20 protein-coding genes and 1 riboswitch are annotated in these 23,746 nt (G+C 33.4%); of the genes, 6 read left to right on the top strand and 14 right to left on the bottom strand.

From position 1 onward, the window contains the following. Positions 1–401: 401 nt before the first annotated feature. The 3 genes from K6959_RS19455 to K6959_RS19445 are packed head-to-tail and all read right to left on the bottom strand — an operon-like array spanning position 402 to position 1,637. Positions 402–1,016 carry an IS110 family RNA-guided transposase gene (locus tag K6959_RS19455; RefSeq protein WP_455550338.1) on the bottom strand — a complete coding sequence of 205 codons (615 nt, stop codon included), beginning with the start codon at positions 1,014–1,016 and terminating at the stop codon, positions 402–404. Further along, entirely contained in the window at positions 995–1,501 is a 507-nt protein-coding gene (locus K6959_RS19450) for an IS110 family transposase (protein WP_262421824.1), read from the bottom strand. Before K6959_RS19450 ends, K6959_RS19455 begins: the two co-directional genes overlap by 22 nt. Continuing rightward, entirely contained in the window at positions 1,440–1,637 is a 198-nt protein-coding gene (locus K6959_RS19445) for an IS110 family transposase (RefSeq protein WP_262421823.1), read from the bottom strand. Before K6959_RS19445 ends, K6959_RS19450 begins: the two co-directional genes overlap by 62 nt. Positions 1,638–2,260: 623 nt before the next feature. On the opposite strand from K6959_RS19445, the gene K6959_RS17705 reads away from it, so the two are divergent. Next, the gene (locus K6959_RS17705; protein ID WP_163243600.1) at positions 2,261–2,566 is read left to right on the top strand and encodes a monooxygenase; all 306 of its coding nucleotides are present in this window, start codon (positions 2,261–2,263) and stop codon (positions 2,564–2,566) included. 143 nt (positions 2,567–2,709) lie between these two features. Here K6959_RS17705 and K6959_RS17700 read toward each other — a convergent pair whose 3' ends face one another. Beyond that, positions 2,710–3,030, bottom strand: a complete 321-nt coding sequence (locus K6959_RS17700) for a hypothetical protein (protein WP_223087190.1) — start codon at positions 3,028–3,030, stop codon at positions 2,710–2,712. 134 nt (positions 3,031–3,164) lie between these two features. Then, positions 3,165–3,773, bottom strand: coding sequence for an ATP-binding cassette domain-containing protein (locus K6959_RS17695; RefSeq protein ID WP_223087188.1), 609 nt, complete (start codon positions 3,771–3,773; stop codon positions 3,165–3,167). Positions 3,774–4,393: 620 nt separating this feature from the next. Between K6959_RS17695 and K6959_RS19440 the strand changes: the two genes are divergently transcribed. Together K6959_RS19440 and K6959_RS19435 are read left to right on the top strand one after the other, a co-directional pair. Continuing rightward, complete coding sequence (locus K6959_RS19440; protein WP_262421822.1) at positions 4,394–4,903, top strand: IS110 family transposase; 510 nt, start codon at positions 4,394–4,396, stop codon at positions 4,901–4,903. Positions 4,904–4,959: 56 nt separating this feature from the next. Next, complete coding sequence (locus tag K6959_RS19435; RefSeq protein WP_262421821.1) at positions 4,960–5,634, top strand: IS110 family RNA-guided transposase; 675 nt, start codon at positions 4,960–4,962, stop codon at positions 5,632–5,634. A gap of 391 nt (positions 5,635–6,025) precedes the next feature. Here the strand turns inward: K6959_RS19435 and K6959_RS17685 are convergent, their stop codons facing one another. The 3 genes from K6959_RS17685 to K6959_RS17675 all read right to left on the bottom strand — a co-directional run bounded on the left by K6959_RS17685 (position 6,026) and on the right by K6959_RS17675 (position 10,363). Further along, entirely contained in the window at positions 6,026–7,765 is a 1,740-nt protein-coding gene (locus K6959_RS17685) for a hypothetical protein (RefSeq protein WP_223087187.1), read from the bottom strand. Between the two features lie 336 nt (positions 7,766–8,101). Then, positions 8,102–8,911: a CsxC family protein gene (locus K6959_RS17680; protein ID WP_223087185.1), complete on the bottom strand. Its 810-nt coding sequence runs from the start codon at positions 8,909–8,911 to the stop codon at positions 8,102–8,104. Positions 8,912–9,463: 552 nt separating this feature from the next. Beyond that, a complete protein-coding gene (locus tag K6959_RS17675; RefSeq protein WP_163241715.1) occupies positions 9,464–10,363 on the bottom strand; it encodes a 3-hydroxyacyl-CoA dehydrogenase in 900 nt (299 codons plus the stop codon). A 263-nt stretch (positions 10,364–10,626) separates the two neighbouring features. On the opposite strand from K6959_RS17675, the gene K6959_RS17670 reads away from it, so the two are divergent. The 3 genes from K6959_RS17670 to K6959_RS17660 all read left to right on the top strand — a co-directional run bounded on the left by K6959_RS17670 (position 10,627) and on the right by K6959_RS17660 (position 12,685). Then, a complete protein-coding gene (locus K6959_RS17670; RefSeq protein ID WP_223087183.1) occupies positions 10,627–11,343 on the top strand; it encodes a MerR family transcriptional regulator in 717 nt (238 codons plus the stop codon). Continuing rightward, positions 11,340–12,065 (top strand): CPBP family intramembrane glutamic endopeptidase, encoded by a 726-nt coding sequence (locus tag K6959_RS17665; RefSeq protein ID WP_223087182.1) that lies wholly within the window; start codon positions 11,340–11,342, stop codon positions 12,063–12,065. Before K6959_RS17670 ends, K6959_RS17665 begins: the two co-directional genes overlap by 4 nt. A 362-nt stretch (positions 12,066–12,427) precedes the next feature. After that, positions 12,428–12,685, top strand: a complete 258-nt coding sequence (locus K6959_RS17660; protein ID WP_223087180.1) for a hypothetical protein — start codon at positions 12,428–12,430, stop codon at positions 12,683–12,685. A 383-nt stretch (positions 12,686–13,068) separates the two neighbouring features. On the opposite strand, the gene cobT is transcribed toward K6959_RS17660, so the two are convergent. The 6 genes from cobT to K6959_RS17630 form a co-directional block, all read right to left on the bottom strand. Then, positions 13,069–14,118, bottom strand: a complete 1,050-nt coding sequence (gene cobT, locus K6959_RS17655) for a nicotinate-nucleotide--dimethylbenzimidazole phosphoribosyltransferase (RefSeq protein ID WP_163241709.1) — start codon at positions 14,116–14,118, stop codon at positions 13,069–13,071. Between the two features lie 81 nt (positions 14,119–14,199). Next, positions 14,200–14,374: riboswitch (cobalamin riboswitch) on the bottom strand. A 70-nt stretch (positions 14,375–14,444) separates the two neighbouring features. Next, the gene (locus K6959_RS17650) at positions 14,445–14,639 is read right to left on the bottom strand and encodes a hypothetical protein (protein ID WP_374058352.1); all 195 of its coding nucleotides are present in this window, start codon (positions 14,637–14,639) and stop codon (positions 14,445–14,447) included. 294 nt (positions 14,640–14,933) lie between these two features. Continuing rightward, the gene (locus K6959_RS17645) at positions 14,934–15,248 is read right to left on the bottom strand and encodes a nucleotide pyrophosphohydrolase (protein WP_163241707.1); all 315 of its coding nucleotides are present in this window, start codon (positions 15,246–15,248) and stop codon (positions 14,934–14,936) included. Between the two features lie 32 nt (positions 15,249–15,280). Beyond that, entirely contained in the window at positions 15,281–16,912 is a 1,632-nt protein-coding gene (locus K6959_RS17640) for a DUF2075 domain-containing protein (RefSeq protein ID WP_223087179.1), read from the bottom strand. Positions 16,913–17,453: 541 nt separating this feature from the next. After that, the gene (locus tag K6959_RS17635) at positions 17,454–18,965 is read right to left on the bottom strand and encodes an SIR2 family protein (RefSeq protein WP_163241703.1); all 1,512 of its coding nucleotides are present in this window, start codon (positions 18,963–18,965) and stop codon (positions 17,454–17,456) included. A 72-nt stretch (positions 18,966–19,037) separates the two neighbouring features. Continuing rightward, on the bottom strand, positions 19,038–23,732 hold the full coding sequence (locus K6959_RS17630) for a DEAD/DEAH box helicase (protein ID WP_223087177.1): 4,695 nt from the start codon (positions 23,730–23,732) through the stop codon (positions 19,038–19,040). Positions 23,733–23,746: the final 14 nt, after the last annotated feature.

The following is a 23,746-nucleotide window of genomic DNA, read 5'->3' as shown; positions in this document are numbered from 1 at the left end:
GATACAATCAACTTGTTCTTTGAATTTCTCATTGTTCGATCCGCAAGATTTTTTCCATTTAATGAGTGTTTCTTTTTGACGATAATAATTTTGTTGCACAGAAAAATAATGCTTTGTCAAAGCTGAATGTTTGACTTCATCATATTGTAATAATTGATTAAGTTTCGCTTTATGTGATGAGCAATATTTGAGTATTATTTTTTATCTAGGTGATAATATTTATCTAAAGCCCAGTGGTAATATGTCAAGCACTAAAATTCGGTGGATTGGAAATTAATATTGGATTTCATTGAAAAGTGCTTAAAAAAGAGTATAACAAATAAACCTCACACTATTTTCGATTTTTTACCAATCACTATTAGTGTGAAGCTGGGTGTTTGAAAGGGTCTGAATGAGAAGTTTTAATCTCTCCTTTCAGGTGGTGTGTACAACTGATTGGTGCGTAGTAGCGAAAACACCAATCGTACCAGTTTTCTTGCAGTTAAGACGAGAGCGCGTTTGTGTTTATGTTTTGGAACTTCATCGTACTTTTTTGTGTAAAAAGCTTTATATTCAGAGTCATACTTTCGGATCTTATCAGCAGCTTGAATAAGGTAGTATCGCAAATATTTATTGCCTGTCCTCATTCTTGCCGTTTCTTGGGATTCGAATTCGCCCGATTGGTTTTGGTTCCATACCAAACCAGCATATTTCGCTAAGGCATGATGATCTTTAAATCGCTTTATATCGCCTATTTCGGCTATCAGCCCTGCCGCATAAACGTCTCCAATTCCTTTTACAGACGTTAGAGTTTGCGGTATGCCTTTCATTAACTTGGCAATTTCTTTATCTAGCCGCTTTACTTGTGACTCGATATGTTGAATGGTACTTAAAGTAACTGACATAGAAATATTTACGGGATCCTGCATAGCCTTATTTAACCGATAAGATGATCTAGCCAACTTATGAAGATATTTTGCGATTTCTTCTGGGTTTTTCAAATCGGTTCTTCCCTTTATCCTGCAGGAACTCGACATTCTTCGATACTCATTTCAGCGATGGTTTCGGGCTCTAGTTCTTCCATGACAGCCATACTCGTAGCTCCGAATTTATCTGAAAATGGATTATCTTGTCTCAGTCCACTGAACTTTAAAAAGAGCTGGTTAAGAAAATACGTTTTATTTCGGGTAATTTCCCGCATAAAATGAAACCTTGTCCGTGTTAATCGTTGAAGGGCTTCATATTGTATGGCATCTTTCATTTGGGCTGGCAGTCGGCCAAAGCGCAAGTGGTCAGCGATGACCCAGGCATCTATGCGATCGTTTTTCACAAGGGAGTCATACCCTTTTTTAAAACGAGCGACTTTTCTCGCATTTAGTACGTAGATAGAGGCTTGGAACTTAGGTTCATAGCCTTTCATTTGGTCTTGTAGATAATGGGCAAGATGCCAACTGTAAAGATCAGTGGCTTCCATCCCAATCTTCAATTGGTTGGCCTGACTTTTTTCCGCTGCTTCTAGCATTCGTTTGATCAGGGTTGCGGCCCCCCGTTTTGTCATTAGAAACAGAAAAGTCGGCAAGTGTGGATCCGTCCTGTTTCATGAAATGGACATGATGGGACTTCAAGCTTACGTCTACACCAACAAGCATTTGTGACATACCAATCACCTCCAGTAGGTAAGTTAATCAAGAACGTTCAGACCTGGGTGCCCACGGGAATCATCGATGTCTTCCTCGTCATCAGCACTCAAAGAAAAGAAGTCCATCATGAGCGCTACACTCACTTCTTTTACGGCGGCGCAACCAGTGGTTAGACCTTCAATAATGAACCATGGGTAGCAGGCTTATTAAGCAGTACATCGCGAGATGTCCGCAAGGGGGAAAAGCAATATCCTGATACGATCCTGTCGGGTTCCATTGTCCCATGAGCAGGTCTAAAACGCTATAAAAAAAAATGACGGAGTAAAACGCTGGAGCATCCTCCATTCTCCGCCATTTCACGATATTCAGTTAAAAGGTATTTCAAAGAAGCAGTAGGGAACTATCCCCCCCTGCGAAATAACAACAATACGTAAATCTATTATTGATAGTTTGACTTTACCTCGGCTTCCCCACCAGAGGGGTGAAACAAGGGTAAAACAAAAACATTTATTGATGGGAAAGCCGAGAGGCTAACCTTTAAAAAAACCTATAGGAATCTAGAGTGAATTGTAGAGGATCCGGATCAACTGGAAATTCTTCTAGAAAGAGCTCTTACTACTACTATACGAGGAGTGTTAACGATGAAATATTTATTACAAGTCGATTTTAAAATGGATGGACCATTTGGTGAAGAAATGTCAAAGGCGTTCGTTGATTTAGCGAAAAGTATTAATGATGAACCAGGGGTAATATGGAAAATTTGGACAGAAAATGCGGCTGCTAAAGAATCTGGCGGAATATACTTATTCGCAACGAAAGAGGATGCTGAAAAATATTTAAAGATGCATTCAACGCGTTTAACAAGCTTTGGGATTACTAATATTCGCGGTAAAATTTTTGAAGTGAATGAAGCATTATCACTTATTAATCATGCACCTATTAAATAATCGCAGTAATTGTGCATATTAAATTTAACATAAAAACCAAGATCCTCTTTAATACAGGGGAGCTTGGTTTTTCCTTATATTTGTTGAATTTAATTAAAAACTGTTCACATCGCAAATAGTTGCTGCAAACCTTGATTGATCCTTTATTTAATATTCCATATATTATGTGCTTTCGATACCATAGCTTCTATTTCCGTTTTATTGTCTTTGATTATCTTATTTGCTACAGTCTTATCTATAAATTTAGAATTTTTATCATCTACATATTTTAAATCCGAATCCACAATTATATGATAGATTGTTTGATCATCACTAGTCATTTGTAAGCCATATTCATATCCCTTAGTTAATAATGGCCAAATAATGATTGAAAGATCATTTGTTTTATTCGTTATCGCAAGATTACCTGTATATGATAAATAATCTGGTTTTTTCACACTAAAATAGTATCCGTCTTTTTCCAATAAATATTTACCATTTTCGGTTATAGGAAAGTTTTTTGTATATGAATGATATTTAAAGAAGTAAACACTAAACCAACTAATATTATACAAGACAATTAGTATAGTGAGCGCTACTATTATTTTTTTTTACTTTTTCATAATTCTATCACCCTTCCAATTGTACCCTTAATTTCTTCATCATGAGTGACGAGGATAATTGTCTTTCCCTTTTTATTCATCTCTTTCAATATCGACATGACAATTTCAGCATTTCTCTTATCAAGAGATCCTGTAGGTTCGTCTGCTAATATTAATGTGGATTTTTTTAATATCAACCTTGCCAAAGCAACTCTTTGTTGTTCTCCGCCTGATAACGTATACACCTTTTTTTTATGTGTATTTTCCATTCCAACCATTTTCAGTGCTTCCTCAACAGAAATATCATTTCTACTATCTTTACGAACAATCTCTAAATTTTGCTCAACAGTTTTATGATCAACTAATGCGAAGTTCTGAAAGAGGAATCCGACTTTTTCTCGAAAATATAAAAGCTGATTTTTCTTTTCATGAACGTTTATGCCATCTACTATTATTTTTCCATTATCAACAGATTCAATTGCGCCTATCATATTAAGTAAAGTCGTCTTCCCACAGCCGCTTGGACCTGAAAAAGCAACAAAATCACCATCATTTATTTTCATATTGAGGTTATCAAACAAAATCCTTTCACCAAAGCGTTTTGATACATTTTTAATTTCTATCATAGTGATCCCCCTCGTATAGTAGTAGTAAGAGCTCTTTCTAGAAGAATTTCCAGTTGATCCGGATCCTCTACAATTCACTCTAGATTCCTATAGGTTTTTTTAAAGGTTAGCCTCTCGGCTTTCCCATCAATAAATGTTTTTGTTTTACCCTTGTTTCACCCCCTCTGGTGGGGAAGCCGAGGTAAAGTCAAACTATCAATAATAGATTTACGTATTGTTGTTATTTCGCAGGGGGATAGTTCCCTACTGCTTCTTTGAAATACCTTTTAACTGAATATCGTGAAATGGCGGAGAATGGAGGATGCTCCAGCGTTTTACTCCGTCATTTTTTTTATAGCGTTTTAGACCTGCTCATGGGACAATGGAACCCGACAGGATCGTATCAGGATATTGCTTTTCCCCCTTGCGGACATCTCGCGATGTACTGCTTAATAAGCCTGCTACCCATGGTTCATTATTGAAGGTCTAACCACTGGTTGCGCCGCCGTAAAAGAAGTGAGTGTAGCGCTCATGATGGACTTCTTTTCTTTGAGTGCTGATGACGAGGAAGACATCGATGATTCCCGTGGGCACCCAGGTCTGAACGTTCTTGATTAACTTACCTACTGGAGGTGATTGGTATGTCACAAATGCTTGTTGGTGTAGACGTAAGCTTGAAGTCCCATCATGTCCATTTCATGAAACAGGACGGATCCACACTTGCCGACTTTTCTGTTTCTAATGATCAAAACGGGGCCGCAACCCTGATCAAACGAATGCTAGAAGCAGCGGAAAAAAGTCAGGCCAACCAATTGAAGATTGGGATGGAAGCCACTGATCTTTACAGTTGGCATCTTGCCCATTATCTACAAGACCAAATGAAAGGCTATGAACCTAAGTTCCAAGCCTCTATCTACGTACTAAATGCGAGAAAAGTCGCTCGTTTTAAAAAAGGGTATGACTCCCTTGTGAAAAACGATCGCATAGATGCCTGGGTCATCGCTGACCACTTGCGCTTTGGCCGACTGCCAGCCCAAATGAAAGATGCCATACAATATGAAGCCCTTCAACGATTAACACGGACAAGGTTTCATTTTATGCGGGAAATTACCCGAAATAAAACGTATTTTCTTAACCAGCTCTTTTTTTAAAGTTCAGTGGACTGAGACAAGATAATCCATTTTCAGATAAATTCGGAGCTACGAGTATGGCTGTCATGGAAGAACTAGAGCCCGAAACCATCGCTGAAATGAGTATCGAAGAACTCGTCGAGTTCGCCTGCAGGGATAAAGGGAAGAACCGATTTGAAAACCCAGAAGAAATCGCAAAATATCTTCATAAGTTGGCTAGATCATCTTATCGGTTAAATAAGGCTATGCAGGATCCCGTAAATATTTCTATGTCAGTTACTTTAAGTACCATTCAACATATCGAGTCACAAGTAAAGCGGCTAGATAAAGAAATTGCCAAGTTAATGAAAGGCATACCGCAAACTCTAACGTCTGTAAAAGGAATTGGAGACGTTTATGCGGCAGGGCTGATAGCCGAAATAGGCGATATAAAGCGATTTAAAGATCATCATGCCTTAGCGAAATATGCTGGTTTGGTATGGAACCAAAACCAATCGGGCGAATTCGAATCCCAAGAAACGGCAAGAATGAGGACAGGCAATAAATATTTGCGATACTACCTTATTCAAGCTGCTGATAAGATCCGAAAGTATGACTCTGAATATAAAGCTTTTTACACAAAAAAGTACGATGAAGTTCCAAAACATAAACACAAACGCGCTCTCGTCTTAACTGCAAGAAAACTGGTACGATTGGTGTTTTCGCTACTACGCACCAATCAGTTGTACACACCACCTGAAAGGAGAGATTAAAACTTCTCATTCAGACCCTTTCAAACACCCAGCTTCACACTAATAGTGATTGGTAAAAAATCGAAAATAGTGTGAGGTTTATTTGTTATACTCTTTTTTAAGCACTTTTCAATGAAATCCAATATTAATTTCCAATCCACCGAATTTTAGTGCTTGACATATTACCACTGGGCTTTCAGTATTTTTTGTATGTTTTATTTCTCTATTTTAGAAATCATTCTAAAAATAAAAATAGTTTCTATAATAAAGATTAGGGCACCTCCATAAAACAAGTAAGAAGCTTGAGAAATAGAAAAGAAATAGTTTACTATTAAAGAGATAAGCATGCTAATTATTGTTGCTGATAACGTAATTAAAACGATCTTTTTATTCTTTTGCCACGTTGTGTAGCCTAATATTTTTTTATACTAAGTTCAATAGCATTTATGTCATATTCAAGACGTAAGATTAAAGAAATAATAATTAACTCTAGAACAAGTACTAGAGATACTAAAACTGTCGAAATGATCATTCCTCGTTTTATAATTAACCAATTATAGTGATACAAAGCAAACACATTTGTGTTTACATATATTTGATCAGATAAATTATTTTTTTTTACGAATGAATTAAACTTTTCTTTCGTAACAAGATACATTATATCGTGTGCATAAGTAGTTTTTTTAAGACTAGTTTCCACAGAAATTTCAATCTCTTCAGGTCCTGTATGATTCAATATGATGATTGGATTATGAAGCAGCTTACTTCTACTCACATAATTTAACTCATCAATACTCACTAGATCAGCATTTTTTTCATATATCATTACTTCATAATTATTTGCATCATGATGATGATCAAAAAAGTTAAATACGTCTTGCACTTTTTCAAGAACTGCTTCGTCATCGGCATATTTTTTAGGTAAAATATAGTAAACCTTATTTTCATTAATATCTTTATTTATTTCAGGGATTTTACTTTTTATGTAATCCTTTGCATTTTTATTTGCCAATATTGCTGGTTCTGTTAGGTCAAGGTTTCCAGTAATATTTACTAATTGAATTGAGTGTTGAAAGTTCTCTTTGTAAAATTCTTCTCTAACAATGGCACCCTTCTTGATCAATTCTGAATTAGTTTCGTGATCTGGGGTCATTTTATAATCAAATTGGACATAACGATAATCCTTATATGTTTCAAAAAAATCTTTTTGGCGGAAAAAATTTATACCTTCTATAATTAGAGCTATATTTCCTGACATAATGGAAATAGATAAGATGATCGTAATGATTTTTAATCCATAATTTATCGTTAATATCGTTCTAGAATTTCTACTGTTTGAAAATACCTCCTTTAAATTATAAAAATACAAACTAAAATAAAGAACAGCATTGAAAACAATAAAAGCACAAAATAGTAGGAGGGAATATTTAAAGCAGAAGAAGGAGTTGGTAAACATAGAAATAAAATAGCCTGCTCCGAAAAAGAACCCAACAAAACAGATTGTATCAACTAAAATATTTTTGAATACTAAAGTTCTAATTTCCTCACCAAAAGTAACCTTAATTAAAGCCTCTTTTTTTTGATAAAGAACATCATAATATGTAAATAGAAGGATTAATATAAGTATAATGAGCCAAATAAAAACTACATTTCTTTTGCTTTCATTATCCTTTGAACCTTCTACAGGGTGGTTCCCACTATAAATATCTATAAGCTCGACTTTAAAAGCTTTAATATTTTCTTTATTACCAATTAAATAGTAATCTGTGACTTTGCCCATATTTGGGATTTCATTAATATCATAAAATTGTATTTTAACAGTTCCTGACAAAAGGCTTTCATACTTTTTTTCTTTCATATTTAATTCCTCACGTAAATGTTCATTAGCCTTTTTTGTACCGTAAATAGAAATACTCTCATCAATGTTACTTTCTAGTTTCTCTACTACAGCAAAAACCTCAACCTCGTTATTCTGCATTGAGGATATAATATCAGTTTTCATTTCTGTATCTGATATGTAATCTGGTTTATACAAAGTCGTACTATAAAAAGAATGATAAAAATCATCTAAATAATAGATAAAGCTTTCCCCAATGAACGAGAATGCAATTACGAATAAAATTAACCCGATCGTACATTTTACTTTTTTCATAACTCACCCCTACATATGCGGAAGATGTCATTTAGCTTCCTTAGTTACAAAATATGGAGTATTAATATTTGTAGTAATAGAGTACCAAATTGGAGCTTTATTTTAAAGGAAAAATATACATTAATGAAATAAATAGTAAGATTATGATGCTAAGTTGATAAAGCTAGATTAACTTGCTTACAGTATAGAACATGCGATTGAGTGTTCTCTTTACAAAATTTGAGTCACTAAAAATATTTTTTAACTATCCTCGGCAAGAATATTTTGAAAACGTTTGTCACCAGTCTAAGGACAGCACCAATCGGAGCTGTCCTTTTTGTAAATCAATCTTCATTTTTAATCTTGATTGCTAATTCGGTTAATAATGTTTTTAATTCGGTCGTGAATATTTTTTTCATGAATAATTGGAGATTGGGACTGTGCTGGTGCTTGGGCTTGATTATTTTTTTCTCCTTCTTGAGCATCTTCCATTCCACAAGGGCAATGAGGAACTTGCTGTTTTTGCAAAAGCTTAAAGATTAACACAACTTCTGCTTTCTCAATGATTTTTCTAAAGCGTCCACTGCTGTCAATATTTTTGTGTAGATCAATATCATTTACGACACTAAATAGTAATCTGCATTCAATTGGTTCATTGAAAAATTCAAAAGTAAGCCCACCTGATGTTGTTTTGTCTGCTCCATCCCCGTGTTCATTAATAAAGATTCTTTCATTAGTTAAAGTCGATTTTTGGCTAAATAGTTCAATAGCCCGTGGAGCAAAGACTGCCTGATTGCAGCTGAAAGGAACGTCAACAGAGTAGTCACGTAAATAGCCGCTGCATGATTCTACATATTGAATATTCTTATGAATGACGCCAGAGACAAAAACCTTTACTTGACGACTAAGCGGTATAGCTGAAGGGACGGCTTTACATTGAGTAAGGGAAATGTTTCGGCGCACACTCTTGATTTCTTTAGCAGCTGTTGGCAATGTAATTTCCGACTCAACTAACGCCTGTAATTCTACTTCACCCAAAACTATCGGAATAAAAGCAGTCGGTCCAAAAGAAAAGCCGAAACTATTGCAATCAACCCGAATTGTTTTCGCCTTATCACACGGTGGCAAAGGACAGTGCTTTTCTGATTCTAAATTATTATTATCCATCTTTATTCTCTCCTTTAATTTTTACATAAACCAATAAATAATCATTTTTTTGGAACTACTATTTATATATGTTAGAAAGGAACGCTTAGTTTGGGCAGTTGGACGAGTATATTTGCGCATTTTTCGTTTAAAACTTGATATTATTTTTTAGCCCAGTAAATTCCCGATTAACGAACCTACAGACAGGAAATAAACGCAATAAAAAAGCCCGTTCTCGTAATTTGAGAAAGGGCAGTTTATCTTGTACGTTCTTTTATTTCAATGGATTAATCCTCTTATGATAAAGATAAATACTATCGTGGTGGGCTAGTTAAGGTGGAAAACCTCTATAGTTCTTCTTAATTAAATATTATGGGTGAAAACGAGTTGATCTTTACTATACTTTGCGATCAGTACGCAAATATTGTGTTTACCTTTCTTTCTTTTCAACTGAAGATTTGCTTATTTTCTCAAATTCACCTGATCCTTGTAATACAGGCTCTAACTCTTTTAGTTAGGGATGTCAAAATGGGGGGAGTATGATATTTCCACCCAATTTTTTTTATAAACCTTTTAACCTTGTAAAAAGTCCGGCTTCATGAACTGAGGGTTGGGATATGTATAGAAGCCTTCTCCTGTTCCTCTGCCAAGCTTTCCTTGATCAATATACTCTGTCTTTAATAATTCGGCTAACTTTTTAAAGTCTTTATTACCTGTTGCTTTCGCCTTTGCCTGGACGATATTATAAGCAGTACTAATACCTACAACGTCTAAAATAGCAAACGGACCAAGAGGCGCTCCTGTTGCAATCATCCATGTTTTATCAATCGTTTCAACATCTGCAACTTCTTTTAATAAAAGCATTTCAGCCGCTTCTAAAAACGGAACTAATAACGAATTTAAAATATAACCAGGCTGTTCTTTATGTAAAGGCAAAGGAACCATGCCAATCGCTTTTGCAAATTCAATTATTTCATCAAACACTTTCATATCTGTTCCTGAATGTTTCATAATTTCCGCCGTGTTGTTTTTCCAAATTTCATTAGCGAAATGTAGAGCTAAAAACTTTTCTGGGCGGCCTGTTGCTTCAGCAAATTGACTCGGTAACAACGTTGAAGAGTTTGTTGCAAAAATTGTCTTTTCAGGAGCAACTTTTCCTAACTGCCTATAAAAGTCCATTTTACTTTGAACAACTTCAGGAATTGCTTCAATTACAAGATCTGCATCCGCAACTGCTTCTGATAAATCAGAGTAAAAAGAAATCCGCTCATAAGCTGCATCGACATCTTTTTGAGTAGCTCCTAAGTCTTCCTGATAACGTTGCTTCAAATTCATAAATCTTTCTTTCGCACGTTCGATTACTTCATCATTAATATCGTAAACAGACACATTAAAGCCTTTAAACGCCGTTTGAAATGCAATTTGACTTCCTAAAACACCGCTGCCCGCAACAGTAACATGTTTATAGTTCATATATGTTCTCCTTTACTTTTTGTTATAGCGAGTGATGATAATGTCATGATTTTAGCGTATATTATTTTCTCTTAATTGATCAATTTTATACTTAGTGTATGAAAAATTAAGAATGAAAAAGATAAAAGTATGGGATTAGTTTTTCCAAATGCTTATCATATACGGAAAATGACATGTAAAATAAATAAATTCAAAAATGATCGTTGATTCTACCGTAACGTTAGATTTTATAATGAATCTATTAAGTGAGAAGGAGCTATGATATGTATTCAATTGGTCAATTTTCAAAAAAAACAGGTGTTTCCGTTCGTACGCTTCGCTATTATGATGAAAAGGATTTATTAAAGCCCTCTTACATTTCTGAAACAGGTCGCAGATATTATAAAGATGATGACATCATCACCTTGCAAAAAATCACAGGATTAAAAGCGTTAGGATATTCGTTAAAAGATGTTCACCTGCTAATAAGGCAACCGCAATGGGGAATAACAGAATCTTTACGTTATCAAAAGGAAAAATTACTTCAAAAAGTAACAGACATTAAAAAGAATATTGAACTACTAGATCAAGCACTTTCATTAGCTCAAGCAAATAAGGTAGTCGAACCGGCAATTTTTATTGCCTTAATACAAAATAGCTTACAATGGAACCTCAGGAAGCAAAGGTTAAAGACTTATTTGCCGAATCAAATCGTGGACGAGATCTATGATGGATCTAATAGTAATAAGAATCATTATGATATTATGAAACGCTTAAAGGTAGCCTATAAGCAACAGTATACGGATGACAAAGTATATAACATTCTCGAAGAGCTTTTTTCTCAAGTCCCACGGGAGCTTTTTAAGCGGTTACTAACAGACCCTAAGCTATTAGAAATACAACTAGATGAAATGTTATTTCCTTCACCATTTAGTAAAGAAGAGGAACAGTGGCTAAGTGAAAAAATAGAGAACATGCTAAAGGAAGATAAAATAAAATGAATATCATCTTGTGGGGACTTATTTGTTTTATTCTTGTATATGAACCTATGATTGGTTATTGGTTATATCAAAGATTTAAAATGCGTGTTATAACTGACCCATCAATTAGGTTACGCTATTATCATATTCTGATGATAGGCTTGTGGTTATCAACGCTCATGATCTTAATAGTAATAGCAAACTTTAAGCTAACATTAAAAGATATACTGATAACAGTGCCGAATATTAACACAGAAATATTAGGTACGGTCATAACATATATTGTAATAGGAATAGTAATATTATATACTTTATTGCTTTTATATTACGTAATTGGATACTTCATTAGTGATCATGTGAAAAATCAGTTGATCTTCATGAAGCAAAAAAAAGTTGAGCAAATAACATTTACAGAAATACTACCTGTTACAAAGAGAGAAAAATCCACTTGGAATCAAGTAGCATGGACAGCGGGTATAACAGAAGAAATGATTTACCGTGGATTTCTAATATTTTCATTTACGACATTATTTCCCGAATGGTCGATTTGGCTCGTTCTATTATGTTCGTCAATACTATTCGGCCTTGCCCATACTTACCAAGGCTTATCTGGTGTCATACGAACAACCGTTTTTGGCTTTGTGTTTGGAATGCTTGCAGTCGCATTAAACTCCATTATACCGCTAATCCTTCTTCATACTTTAATTGATTATGTTGGAAAGCTAGGAAATATAGATGAATAACTCTATAGATAAATATCGTAACAAGCCGCTCATAGTTGAAAAAAGAAATATCCATAGACTTCCAAACTATTTCAAATCGATTCCATCGAATAGAACTTAATCAGGAACTATTATCACATGACGCTTATTCAAGCGTATTAGAATAGCTTATAAAATAATTTGATAATAAGCCCCTTGTATTTTGCGATAGAAAAGTGCAGAAAAAAGCAATAAAAATACAGAGACTTTCCACCCTTTAATTCCTTTTCGACAATGCGTATGACAGTTCTTGGCTGTCCTCCAATTTATTTTCATGATGTTAGACTCAAAAGTAGACACAGTTTACTTTATGATAGAAATAACTAATAATATGAGGTGTCCGCATGAGTAGAAAAAAATTTGATGAAGATTTCAAAAGAAGTACAGCCCAAAATGATGATGGAACAGAACAAGTCAGTCGCGCAAACAGTCACATAAAGGATCTATTCGTCATCATTCTCATCGTTGCAGCCAGTACTGTTCTAAGGATGATCAAGAGTCCTTTATTTTTCTCTCTACCGCGCTTTCGCTTGGTGACCTCATCATTCAAATACAGAGATAGATCTTTTCTGTACTTAAATGATGAGGAAATTAATGTCTAGTGTTTAACTTGCAATCTCGCGATAGTACATCCGTTCATATTCAGAGGGCAATAAATACCCATTGGCTGAAGGAATTCTTTTTGAGTTAAAGAATATTTTGATATATTCATAGATTTTTTTGCCTGTTCTCACTTTGTATATTTGGTTAAATAAATAAGCTCTTTCTTTAAGATACTGTTGAACGATTCAATACATGCATTGTCATAACAGTTTCCTTTTCTGCTCATGCTTTCATTCTTTTTTTTATTAAAAAGTGATTAATATCTTTTTTTCATTAGGCTTAGACAACCTCTTTAAATATTTTAAGAAATCAAAATTATGCATTGAAATAAATAATTGACAATAATTTCCCATTTTTTCGCTATAACCCTCTGAAACCTCAACTAAATTTTCATCCCAACCTCAGCAAAAGTAGCCATATGTTTTATCACGCTGACTGCACCCTCAACAATCGGGAATGCTAAAGCTGCTCCAGATCCTTCCCCAAGGCACATATCCATTCTTAACATCGGTTCAATCCCCAGTAGTTCACTTGCCATTCGTCCACCTGGTTCTGCAGAGGCATGGGAGACGATGAAATATTCCTTCGCTTTAGGTTCAATAGACGCTGCAATAATGGCAGCCACTGTTGAAATATAGCCGTCAACCACCACTGGAATTTGATTCGCCGCAGCTCCAAGCATCACACCTGCCATGCCGCCGATTTCTAGCCCTCCTACCTTGGCAAGAACATCTATCCCATCAGCCGGGTTTGGCTTGTTGATCTCAATGGCTTTCCTGATTACCTCTACTTTATGTTTAATTCCACCTTTACCAACTCCAGCTCCCCTGCCGGTAATTTCTAAAGGGTCACAATTCCCTAAAACAGACAAAATTGCTGTACTTGCAGTAGTGTTGCCAATACCCATTTCACCCGTGCCAAGCAAGTTGATACCTTTTTTTGTTTCTTGATTAACTATTTCAATCCCAACCTCTATCGATTTGATAGCCTCTTCCCTCGTCATGGCAGGACCTTTTGCCATATTTTCAGTACCATTTTTTATTTTCCTTTTGATCACTCCGGCATCATCTGGGATTTCCCCTTTTACACCAATATCTATTGCAACTACATCCGCTCCAGAAACCCTACTTAAAGCACACACACCAGTTAATCCTTTTGGAAACAACAAAGTTTGTGCTAATGTTACCGCTTGAGGGTTACTGGAAATCCCTTCTTCATAAACACCATGATCAGCCGCCATTACAATGACTGCTTTTTGGTCAATGATGGGATTAAAATTCCTTGTAATTCCAACTAACTGGATAGCAATATCCTCCAGCTTACCTAGACTTTTAGGAGGCTTTATCAAGCTGTCCATTCTTTCCCTTGCCTTAGCCATCATCTCTTCATCCAATTTTTCAATCTTATGAATCGTTTTTTGCAATAATTGCATTTCTCTCTCTCCTTTTTATAAAAAATAAAAGTCTGCAGTTTATTTCAAGAGCAAATAAACTACAGACTTTTCCATTATCTGATAACATCAAGCGAATAGGCAGGTCTCCTGGCTTAGGGTCATTGTTTTATTAACCTTCCCAGAATGATTCCAGTGGCATTTCTAATAAAACTCCCCTTTACAGTGGCGGGACCGCTGAAGATTTTCACTTCATTCCCTATTCTCCCCTAAGGGCACCTACTGCTTTTATTCTATTTTCTATTAATGTATAAAATTATAAAGTAATGATAGAAAACTGTAAAGTGGTTAAACGGATTGCTTATTGCTCAGACAAATAGGTAAAGGGTTAGGTAACACCCGATCAAATCGTTCATAGTCCACACATAGCCACGATCAAACACATACATGGCTTCTTTAGCATCTGCCAGTACTTTAAGCTGATTTTGGTCATGTTCTTTTGCTGCTGTAATGACAACTTTTTCTGAATAAACAGTATTTTTATCCATGAACACGAATTGCAAATGTAGTTTTTCACCTGCTTTTGTTTAACAAAATTTTGCCCATTTATCGTTAGTTAAGTCGTTTATGTAACTGTCTATCATATAACATGATATCAGACAACTGTATAAACTTTTCGAAACGAGAAACGGAAAAATACCCCAATAATCAACCTATGTATAAAATAACTAAAGCTAGTTGAAAAACTATTTAAAATAGGTTAGAGACGTTACCTAATACAGAACAACTTAACTGTGTACTTAAAGTTAAATACATTGAAAGCGTTAGAATCTACTAACAATCATTCAAGAATAAAATTATTTAAATTCTGTATATTTTGTTTTGTTCCCATACGCTTTTTCTACAGGATAATTATAATTATTTTTTTGAAGTTTTTCCTTAACAGCTTTATATACATCAATACCTGTTTCCTCGGAAAATAACAAGGCGTAGATCAATATATCTGCTAATTCATCTTTCATACTTTCAAGATGATGTTCTAGCGCTTCTTCACTCGTTTTCCATTGGAAAAGTTCTAACAATTCACTAGCCTCTAAAGACAAAGAAAGTGCTAGGTCTTTTGGATTATGAAATTGGCGCCAATCTCTTTCATCTCTAAATTTCACAACCATATCGCAGATCACCCATATCTTCACCTTCTCTGTTAAGATTGTAACAGCTTTTTTCTTAACGAATTATCACTTGCATAGATAAATAAACCTTTTATGCCACGCTTCATTAGAATATTGATTGAGTTTAATATAATTCTTTCCTTAGCCCTCTCAACATCACCAATTCCATCAGTACCTGTATATGCACCTATATCTTTATATAACTCTGTTTTGATGACTAACTGTTCCTTTTTCCTATCGTAAGTAACAGAAGGTCCTAGAATGACCCCTACATAATTCAAATCAAACCCTTGTACTGTATAAATGGAGCCTGCTTCGCTAACGGTTGTTTCTTTCTCTGCCCAAGTAGAATTCCTGTCTGTAATATTCCATGGAATTTGATATTCTCCTTGATCTTCCGTAACGTAGTAAACCTCTCCATCCTTTTTGTGAACATAGTCGAACGTTGACACTACACGGCTTAATCCGTATCGAGTATCTTTCCGGATTATTGCTTCGTGCATATCCTTTAATGATTCAAAAACTTTTAATTCATATGTACTCCCTTGTGGTATTGGCAGTACACGCTTTTGCTTAAAACTATTAATCCACTCTAATATTTCATCATTTGCGTGCATTCGAAACTGGTTCGTTAGCTCATAACGTTCATAATAGGAACTCTTCCCAATTAGATTTTCCAACGTTTTCTCTTCCCATAAACTTTTTAACTTTAAGACTTGGTCTCGATCGTAAACAATGACAACCACTTTCGCTAACTTCAATAGCTCTTCCAAATGATTATCTAAATAAAAATTATTATATTTATCCTGTCGTGTTAACAACAAATGAGCTTCGTCTACTAAAATAATGTCTACTTTTTTGCCCTGTTTTTGTAATCGATTAATTAAAGGTGTTGGCTTATCGAAATCTTTAATCCTCAAATGCTTTAGCTGAGCTGCTATCCCTTTATATGTTTTATACATCTCTTCATGGTTCACAACTAAGTAATTCTCTGTTTTATATAAAGGAGAAGAAGCCTCCGTCTTATATTCTTGTATCGTGTTAAAAATCGAACTTAATACGACACTCTTTCCAACACCTGCTTCACCTTCAATTAAAAACAAACTGCCATACTCTACATTGCTTGCCGACTGAACTCGTTGCTCACAAAACTGGATTACTTTTTCCTTCAAATCTAATTGTTCCAACGATAGTTCTTTGAATGGCGATATTTTAAATATATCTTTGTTTTCAATAACATGCTGTGAATTGTTTACAATTCCATTCTTATATAATTTTTCCCACAGCTCATTAAACACTAGTTTATCATAAAATGGTTTATCATAATAATTGTGCGTAAGATCACTTGCAGTCTTACTTTTATTTTGAAGTGTATATTTTTCATCACCTAAAAAATAGTTAATAAGCTTTGTTTCTAAATGAAACGTTGCGGATTGATTGAATTTTTCATGCTTAATTAAATGCATCTTATCTAATTTTTTCCGGACGTTATCTTTTATATGTGCTCGCATTCGTCTCTTAAAGAAAACAGTCTCACCAATATAAGCTTCTTTAGCATTATTCAAAATATACACTACTGGATAATTTACATATGATTCCGCATTGTTAATTCTTTTTATTTCTTTCTCTGTAAAAACCCATGTCACTACCTCTACATTCCCCACTTATCTCACCTATCCATATCACTGACAATAGTTACTAGTTTTTTATTTACACATAGTTGTTATTACATATTTCAATTTCTAATCATACAGTTATTTTCTAAATATTAAATTTATTATATCACTTACATTATCATGAATTTAACAAACCAAATATTAAAAAACCACACAATATAATTATGTAAGTACATCTAAACAAGCAATAATGTACTGCGTCTAAAAATGAACTCTAGATATAAAATGCTTTAGTGAATTGAAAATATTGTTTCAGAAGAAAGTAATAAATTACGTTGATTTTTAATACAAAGGGTTATTCAATCGGATTCACAACATGAAAAAACCCCTTCCCGATTCTCTCGGAAAGAGGCTGTAAACGTTGATATACCAATGATATTAACGTTTTGAAAAATATTTCGACATCTTTTAGGGATTTCTAGAACATAGAAATCCCTTTATATCAATGTTTGTTATGTTCTAAAATGGATAATCCCTGATTAAATTTCATTAAAAATGATTTGACTTGAACCAATTTGAACCACCTAAGCTATAAATCATTTTCTTCTGAAGAATATCTTTTATAATCATAAATACATAATAACTTTCGATAATTAGTTGTTTTCTTATCTCTAAAATTCCTTAAAAAATGTTCAGCATCTTCCAACTCTATTCTGTCTTTCATTATTCCAAATGCTATAGCCAAGATCTCTTTGCTATTCGAGATTTTTCCATCACTCAAAATTTCATCTATAGTTCCATGTTCATTTCCAATGTCAGTAACTCCTTTAAAAACATTTTCAACCTTTGAGTTTTGGATTGTTTTTAATTTATCGATATTCTTTAATTTAGGTTGAATCTTACTAAAACCATATATAGGAAAGTATTGGTTGCTTTGTATCTTATGTTTATCTATCAACTCTAATAACTGATGATTCGATTCATCAATTATTTTAAAGTATTTTTCCATTATTTCTGAAGTTGTATGATATTCATATTTAATGGTTTTTAAAGAGCCAATAGCAAGTACTTTTTCCCCATTTTTCAAAGTTTCTATATCTTCTGTAATACTGACTTTTATACCTCCTTGTCCCGTATATATATCTTTAACTACATTTTGTACCTTTCTAATATCCATCGCTGACACTGGTAAATATAATCTGGAAAGTTCCTCATACAACTCTAAAAAATTGTCAGTTTTCAATTTGTTTATTCTAATTGTAGGAAAGCCATCTATATCAATGTCGTGATCCGTTATTTTAATATTATTTGAGCCTTCTTCATATTCCACAAGTAAAAAGTTACTTCTAATCTTCTCTGCTTCATTAGTATTTGGATTTACATAAGTAAATATTGTTTTTAAAATTTGCTTTATGTTATCGTCACTTACACTATAACCTAAAAAAATTATAGGATTGTGTATAAACAATGATAAAAGTTGGGCTCTAATTAATTCATATCGCTCATTAAATTTAATATAGTCATCATTATTAATTATTATTTTTTCAGGCTGATTTACACAACCATGAATTTTATAAACTGACCCATACGGATTACTTAATAATATTTCATTTCCAATTAATGTATTAAACTCAAATATATCTTCCACAAATGTATCATAATTTGTAGTAATTATAGATCCGATATTTTTACGAATTTTTTTTAACTCTAAAATCTCTTTTTGTTGTTGTTCTTTTAATTCATAATTTGATAGCAATCTAGATATATATAATTTGAATCGACTAACATTTTTATGTTCTCTCATATTATCATAAAATTCTGCATTTAATTCTTCAAACTTACTTTCACAATCCACCATTAAAGTTTCATCAAATTGTTTTTCGATGGCTGTTGCAATCATAGGATAATTATATTTTCCCTCAACTTGATTTTTATACTTTAAATCTAAGTAATAATTATCATTTCCTTTTAATTCAAAAGCTGCATGAGCCAATAGTTCATCCCAAGTAAAAGTTTCTTTTATATACCTTAAACTAAATCCCGTTCCAACAAATAATACAGGATGATTAGTATATTTATTCACAAATTCCTTAATATTCATACTCATACTCCCCTTGTATATCTGATTATGAATAAAACTTTATCCCTGCTAGAATTTCTAACAGGGATACGTTTACTCAATAATATCCAGTGGTGGTAAGCTATCTATTAACTCCACAGTTTGTACTGACACATTAATGACTCGTAATAACAATTCAAATATATACTTTTCATTATTTGAATATTTATTCGGATCAAAAACTATTTGACTATTTTTCTTCACTTCTTTTATATATTGATCAATTATCCAATCTATTGGTGTTCGTCCATTTAATGTGTATTCATATGCTTTTTGAGGAATATCTTTAATAGTTATATCAGAATTAAATATAATTTTACTCATATCGCCTTTTTTAGCGTACCTCATTTTTGTAACTTCAAAGGAAGGATTGTCCACTTTATACTCAATAGTAATTCCATCATAAGGTTCTACGTGTTCATAATTTATGTGTAAATCAATCAATTTCTGTCCAATCTCAACGTGTTTCCAAAAATCTTTAACAAACATTATTCTAGGACTTTCTTTCATTAAATCCGCTTGATATTTTTCTTGATATTCCCTGCAATTTAATAATGCATAGATATATTGAAAAATTGACAGTTTAGTTATATTAGAATCTTCATATTTCGTTTGAAAATCTTGCAGAATTGAATCTCTTATATTTTCTATTTTATCTTGGTCACCTTCAAATATTGTCTGTTCAGTTGCGAAGTACAAAGGGATAGATTTATTATTAAATAAAGTTTGATAATCTGTAATTGTATCTGTAACTAATACAGAAAATCCTTTATTTCCTCCCATGAAATTTAAAAATAAATTTTCTTTTAGTTTTTCACTAAAGACTTTATTCCATATACTCGGTCGTTTAATAAGAGGTCGACTGTTATATAAATACCTTTTTACAAACGGTCTATACTGTATATAAGTTATGGAACTTTCATCATACTCAATCTTATCTTTTTTCTCCCATCTCTTTTTCAAATCATCTGACCAATTGATTTTAGTACTATTAGTTAGCAAATCTTCTACGTCCTTAACATTATCTACTTGGTCATTGAAATTATTAATTAAAGTTTTAACACTTTGCTTTAAAATTTCCTTCGAATAATTGGTAACCCACTCGTCTCTACTACTTCCAAATCCAATTCCTCGATCAATAAAAACACTATTTTCATCATCGGTAATCGGTAAATACTTCATAAATTCACCATCTCTCTGATTTATCCAATTATTGAAGATGTCGGGTACAACTCTTTTCCAATTTATATTCGAGATTTTATTTTGTTTTTTTAATATCTTTAATTTTTGTTCTCTGTTTAAATACTCCCCTATATCATGATAGAATATTTCATGATTATCACTTCCATCTTTCACTAAAAATGTAATAGCTACCCCGGTTCTACTACCCGAACCAAAAACTTTACCCCCTTCTTTTCTAGACAACTCTCCTTGAGTCCTTTGATCACCTCTTAGATTCAAACAATATATATAGTTAAACTCCTCATACCAACATTTTCTTAATCCATCAGCAGTGATTCCATCTAAAAATCCATTGTTTGTTACAAATGCAATTACACCTTTATTTTGAATTCTTTTTGAAGACCATTTAAATGCTCTAATATACGAATCATATAAATTATTCTTATTTTGTGCAGTAGAATATTTAGCATAGCTATTTCTAATTAAATTATCTAACTTAGGATATTTCTGATTTTGTCTATTATCATTTTCACTAGTTTGCTTAGCACTGTACGGAGGATTTCCTATAATAGCAAAAACGGGATTCTCTTGTTGGCGTTTAAGTCTCTCATTATTTTCATTGAAGAGTATGTCCTCAAATGAACTTTCCTTTTCTGTACTATCAAATGTATCTGTTAATACTATTCCTTCAAATGGTACGTATTCTCCACCATATAAACTGTGAAATGTTTCTTCGATATTTATCGCTGCAATGTAATAACTTAATAATACAATTTCATTTGCATGGATTTCTTGAGTATATTTTCTTAATAAATCTTCTTTTGGAATCAAACCACTTTGCAACAAACGAGTAATAAATGTTCCTGTTCCTGTAAATGGATCTAGTACATGTACTCCTTCGCTCGCTAATGATTTACCAAAATGTTTTTCTAAAACATCATTAACTGAATGAATAATAAAATCAACAACCTCAACAGGCGTAAAGACGATTCCCAATCGCTCTGTGGTTTCTTTAAAGCCTACTTTAAAGAACTTATCATACAGCTGAATAATAATTTCTTGCTTTGCTTTTAGATTATCAATCCCTTCGGCTCGAATACGTACACTTTCATAGAAGGACTCTAATTTTTCTTGTTCTTTCATCAGACCTTGCTCATCTAAAATCGACAAGATGCTATCCATTGATTTTGAAACAGGATTGTTATAAACAAAACTATACGAGTCAAACAAAGCTTCAAAGACAGGTTTAGTTATTAAGTGCTGTGCTAGCATTTCAATCGCTTGTTCTTCTGTGATAGAGTCGTTGATATTGTATCTTAGACTTTTAATGAACTTCTGAAATTCCTTATATGCTTCGCTCTGCTTATCTTCCAACATGACACGAATTCTCATCATATGTCTTTGCGCAATTTCTGCTACATCTTTTGACCAATCTTCCCAGTAACGAACATTTCCAACTTTACGAACGATTTTTCCATAGATTGCTTTCTCTAAATCTGTTAAATCTTCCTCATTTAACATAAAAGATAATTGCTCTATCGCTGGTTGTTTCAATTCGCCATCTTCGGGTGCATCTCCTACTCCAATCACTTGAATTTGATCTGGCTTTTTCTTATTTAATTCCAATTTATTTATCGTTGCATCAAATCTTTCATCTAGTGAACGTAATGCGTTTAGCACTTCCCATACGGTTCGATATTTTTCATTGTTATCTAATACTGTATTTGCATTCATTCCTGCTGGAACACCAATCGGTAAAATAACATAACCATAGTCTTTACCTTCTGATTTTCGCATAACTCGTCCCACTGCTTGTGCGATGTCAATCTTCGAACGTCGTGGTTTCAAAAACATAATTGCGTCTAAATCAGGAACGTCTACACCTTCTGTTAAAAAAAGAGCATTTGATAAGATACGACATGTGTTTTCAGGTACATCTTCTTTTAACCAAGAAATTTTTCTGTTTTTCTCTAAAACGTTCATTGAACCGTCAGCATGATCAATTTCAATTTTATATTGGGCTTCCACTTCATCTTCTTGATATAAATATTCATTCACGACATGATTGAACATATCTTTAATTAATTTTGATTCTTTAATTGTTCCTGTAAATGCAATCGCACGCTTCATTGGTGCACCTAATGTTTCATCAGATTCACTTTTTCGACGAACTAAACCATTCCAACATCCAACAATCTTCGTAATATCGTCAAACTCTAATTCCGAATCTTTCTGAGCCAACATTTGTTGGAAACGACGAGATATCATTTCTTCATCGACTGCTAAAACCATCACTTTATAATCTGTTAAAATGCCTTGTCTGATTGCATCCCCAAAACCAATACGATAGAATTCTTTTCCATACAAATCAACATTATCCATATCAGCGATAACTACAGACATTTCGTCTGCTTTTTGTTTTGCTGCATCTCCATAAATACGTGGTGTTGCTGTTTGATATAATCTTTTTCTGGTTTTAATATATTTATCATAGTGAACTTTTGTAAAATTACTAGCTTCTTTTCCAGCCTCAGTAGCACCAGTTGTTCGATGTGCTTCATCACAAATTACTAAATCAAATTCATAAAAACCATTTTTTTGTGCTTCACTAATAACATCTATCGACTGATATGTAGAAAATACTGTTAAAAAGTTTCCTTTTTGTGAACTACTCTCTATCTTATTTTGATACTCTAACAATTTCTCAGCGTTAGTAGTTGCTGGAAAACCAATATCTGCAACTGCTATATCTTCGTATTCATTTGTAGAATCTTTCTTAGTCACTTTTTTATCTGAACATACAGCAATTGAGTCCATAAAATAATTTGTATCAGCTGTCCATGATTTTAAAGTCTGTGATAACAATTGAATACTCGGTACTAAATAAAGAACACGAAACACACCTTTTTTCTTTGCTGCTAATTCTTCAGCGATAGCCATAGAGGTATATGTTTTACCTGTTCCCGGAGCCATAATTAATTTTCCACGATCTACTTTTTCCAGTCCTTTGACTACAGCTTCAATAGCTGGCTTTTGATGTGAGCGTGGTGTCTTTTTTGATTTTACTTTTACCTTTTCAGGTTGTTTGAATCCAAATTCTGACCAATCTATTTGACTATCTTTTAACTGAGTTAATGCAATCCTTTGAATGTCTTTATCTCTATCATTTAACGCACTCTCAGCATGCTTGCTCCATTTATCTGTAGATGTAATAATAATTCCTTTTGAATAATAACTTTTTCCAATTTCATTTAAATAAGAATCTATGTGTGATTTTTGAATCGCTGTATCTTCTGAATAATATTTACATTGCACAGCTACACGGTCACCCGTCTCACGTTCCTTAGCAACGAGGTCAACACCTGTATCGATTTTAGGTATTCCATATTCCTCTGGTACTTCATTTAACATCCACACTTCATCAAACAACCGTTTATACATCGGTTCATTTTCTAAATATGTTTTAGATAATATTTCAAATAAAGTTCCTCTATCTCTTTGCGTTCGGTATTCTAAATCTATTTCTTTTACAAGTGAGATAAAACTTTTGCTACTTTCTTGTGTCATCTGAAATTCTCCTC

Origin of the sequence: Bacillus aquiflavi (assembly GCF_019915265.1) — a bacterium.
In the GTDB taxonomy this organism is placed as follows: Bacteria; Bacillota; Bacilli; order Bacillales; family Cytobacillaceae; genus Bacillus_BT; species Bacillus_BT aquiflavi.
This window is presented reverse-complemented; position numbering and strand designations above follow the sequence as displayed.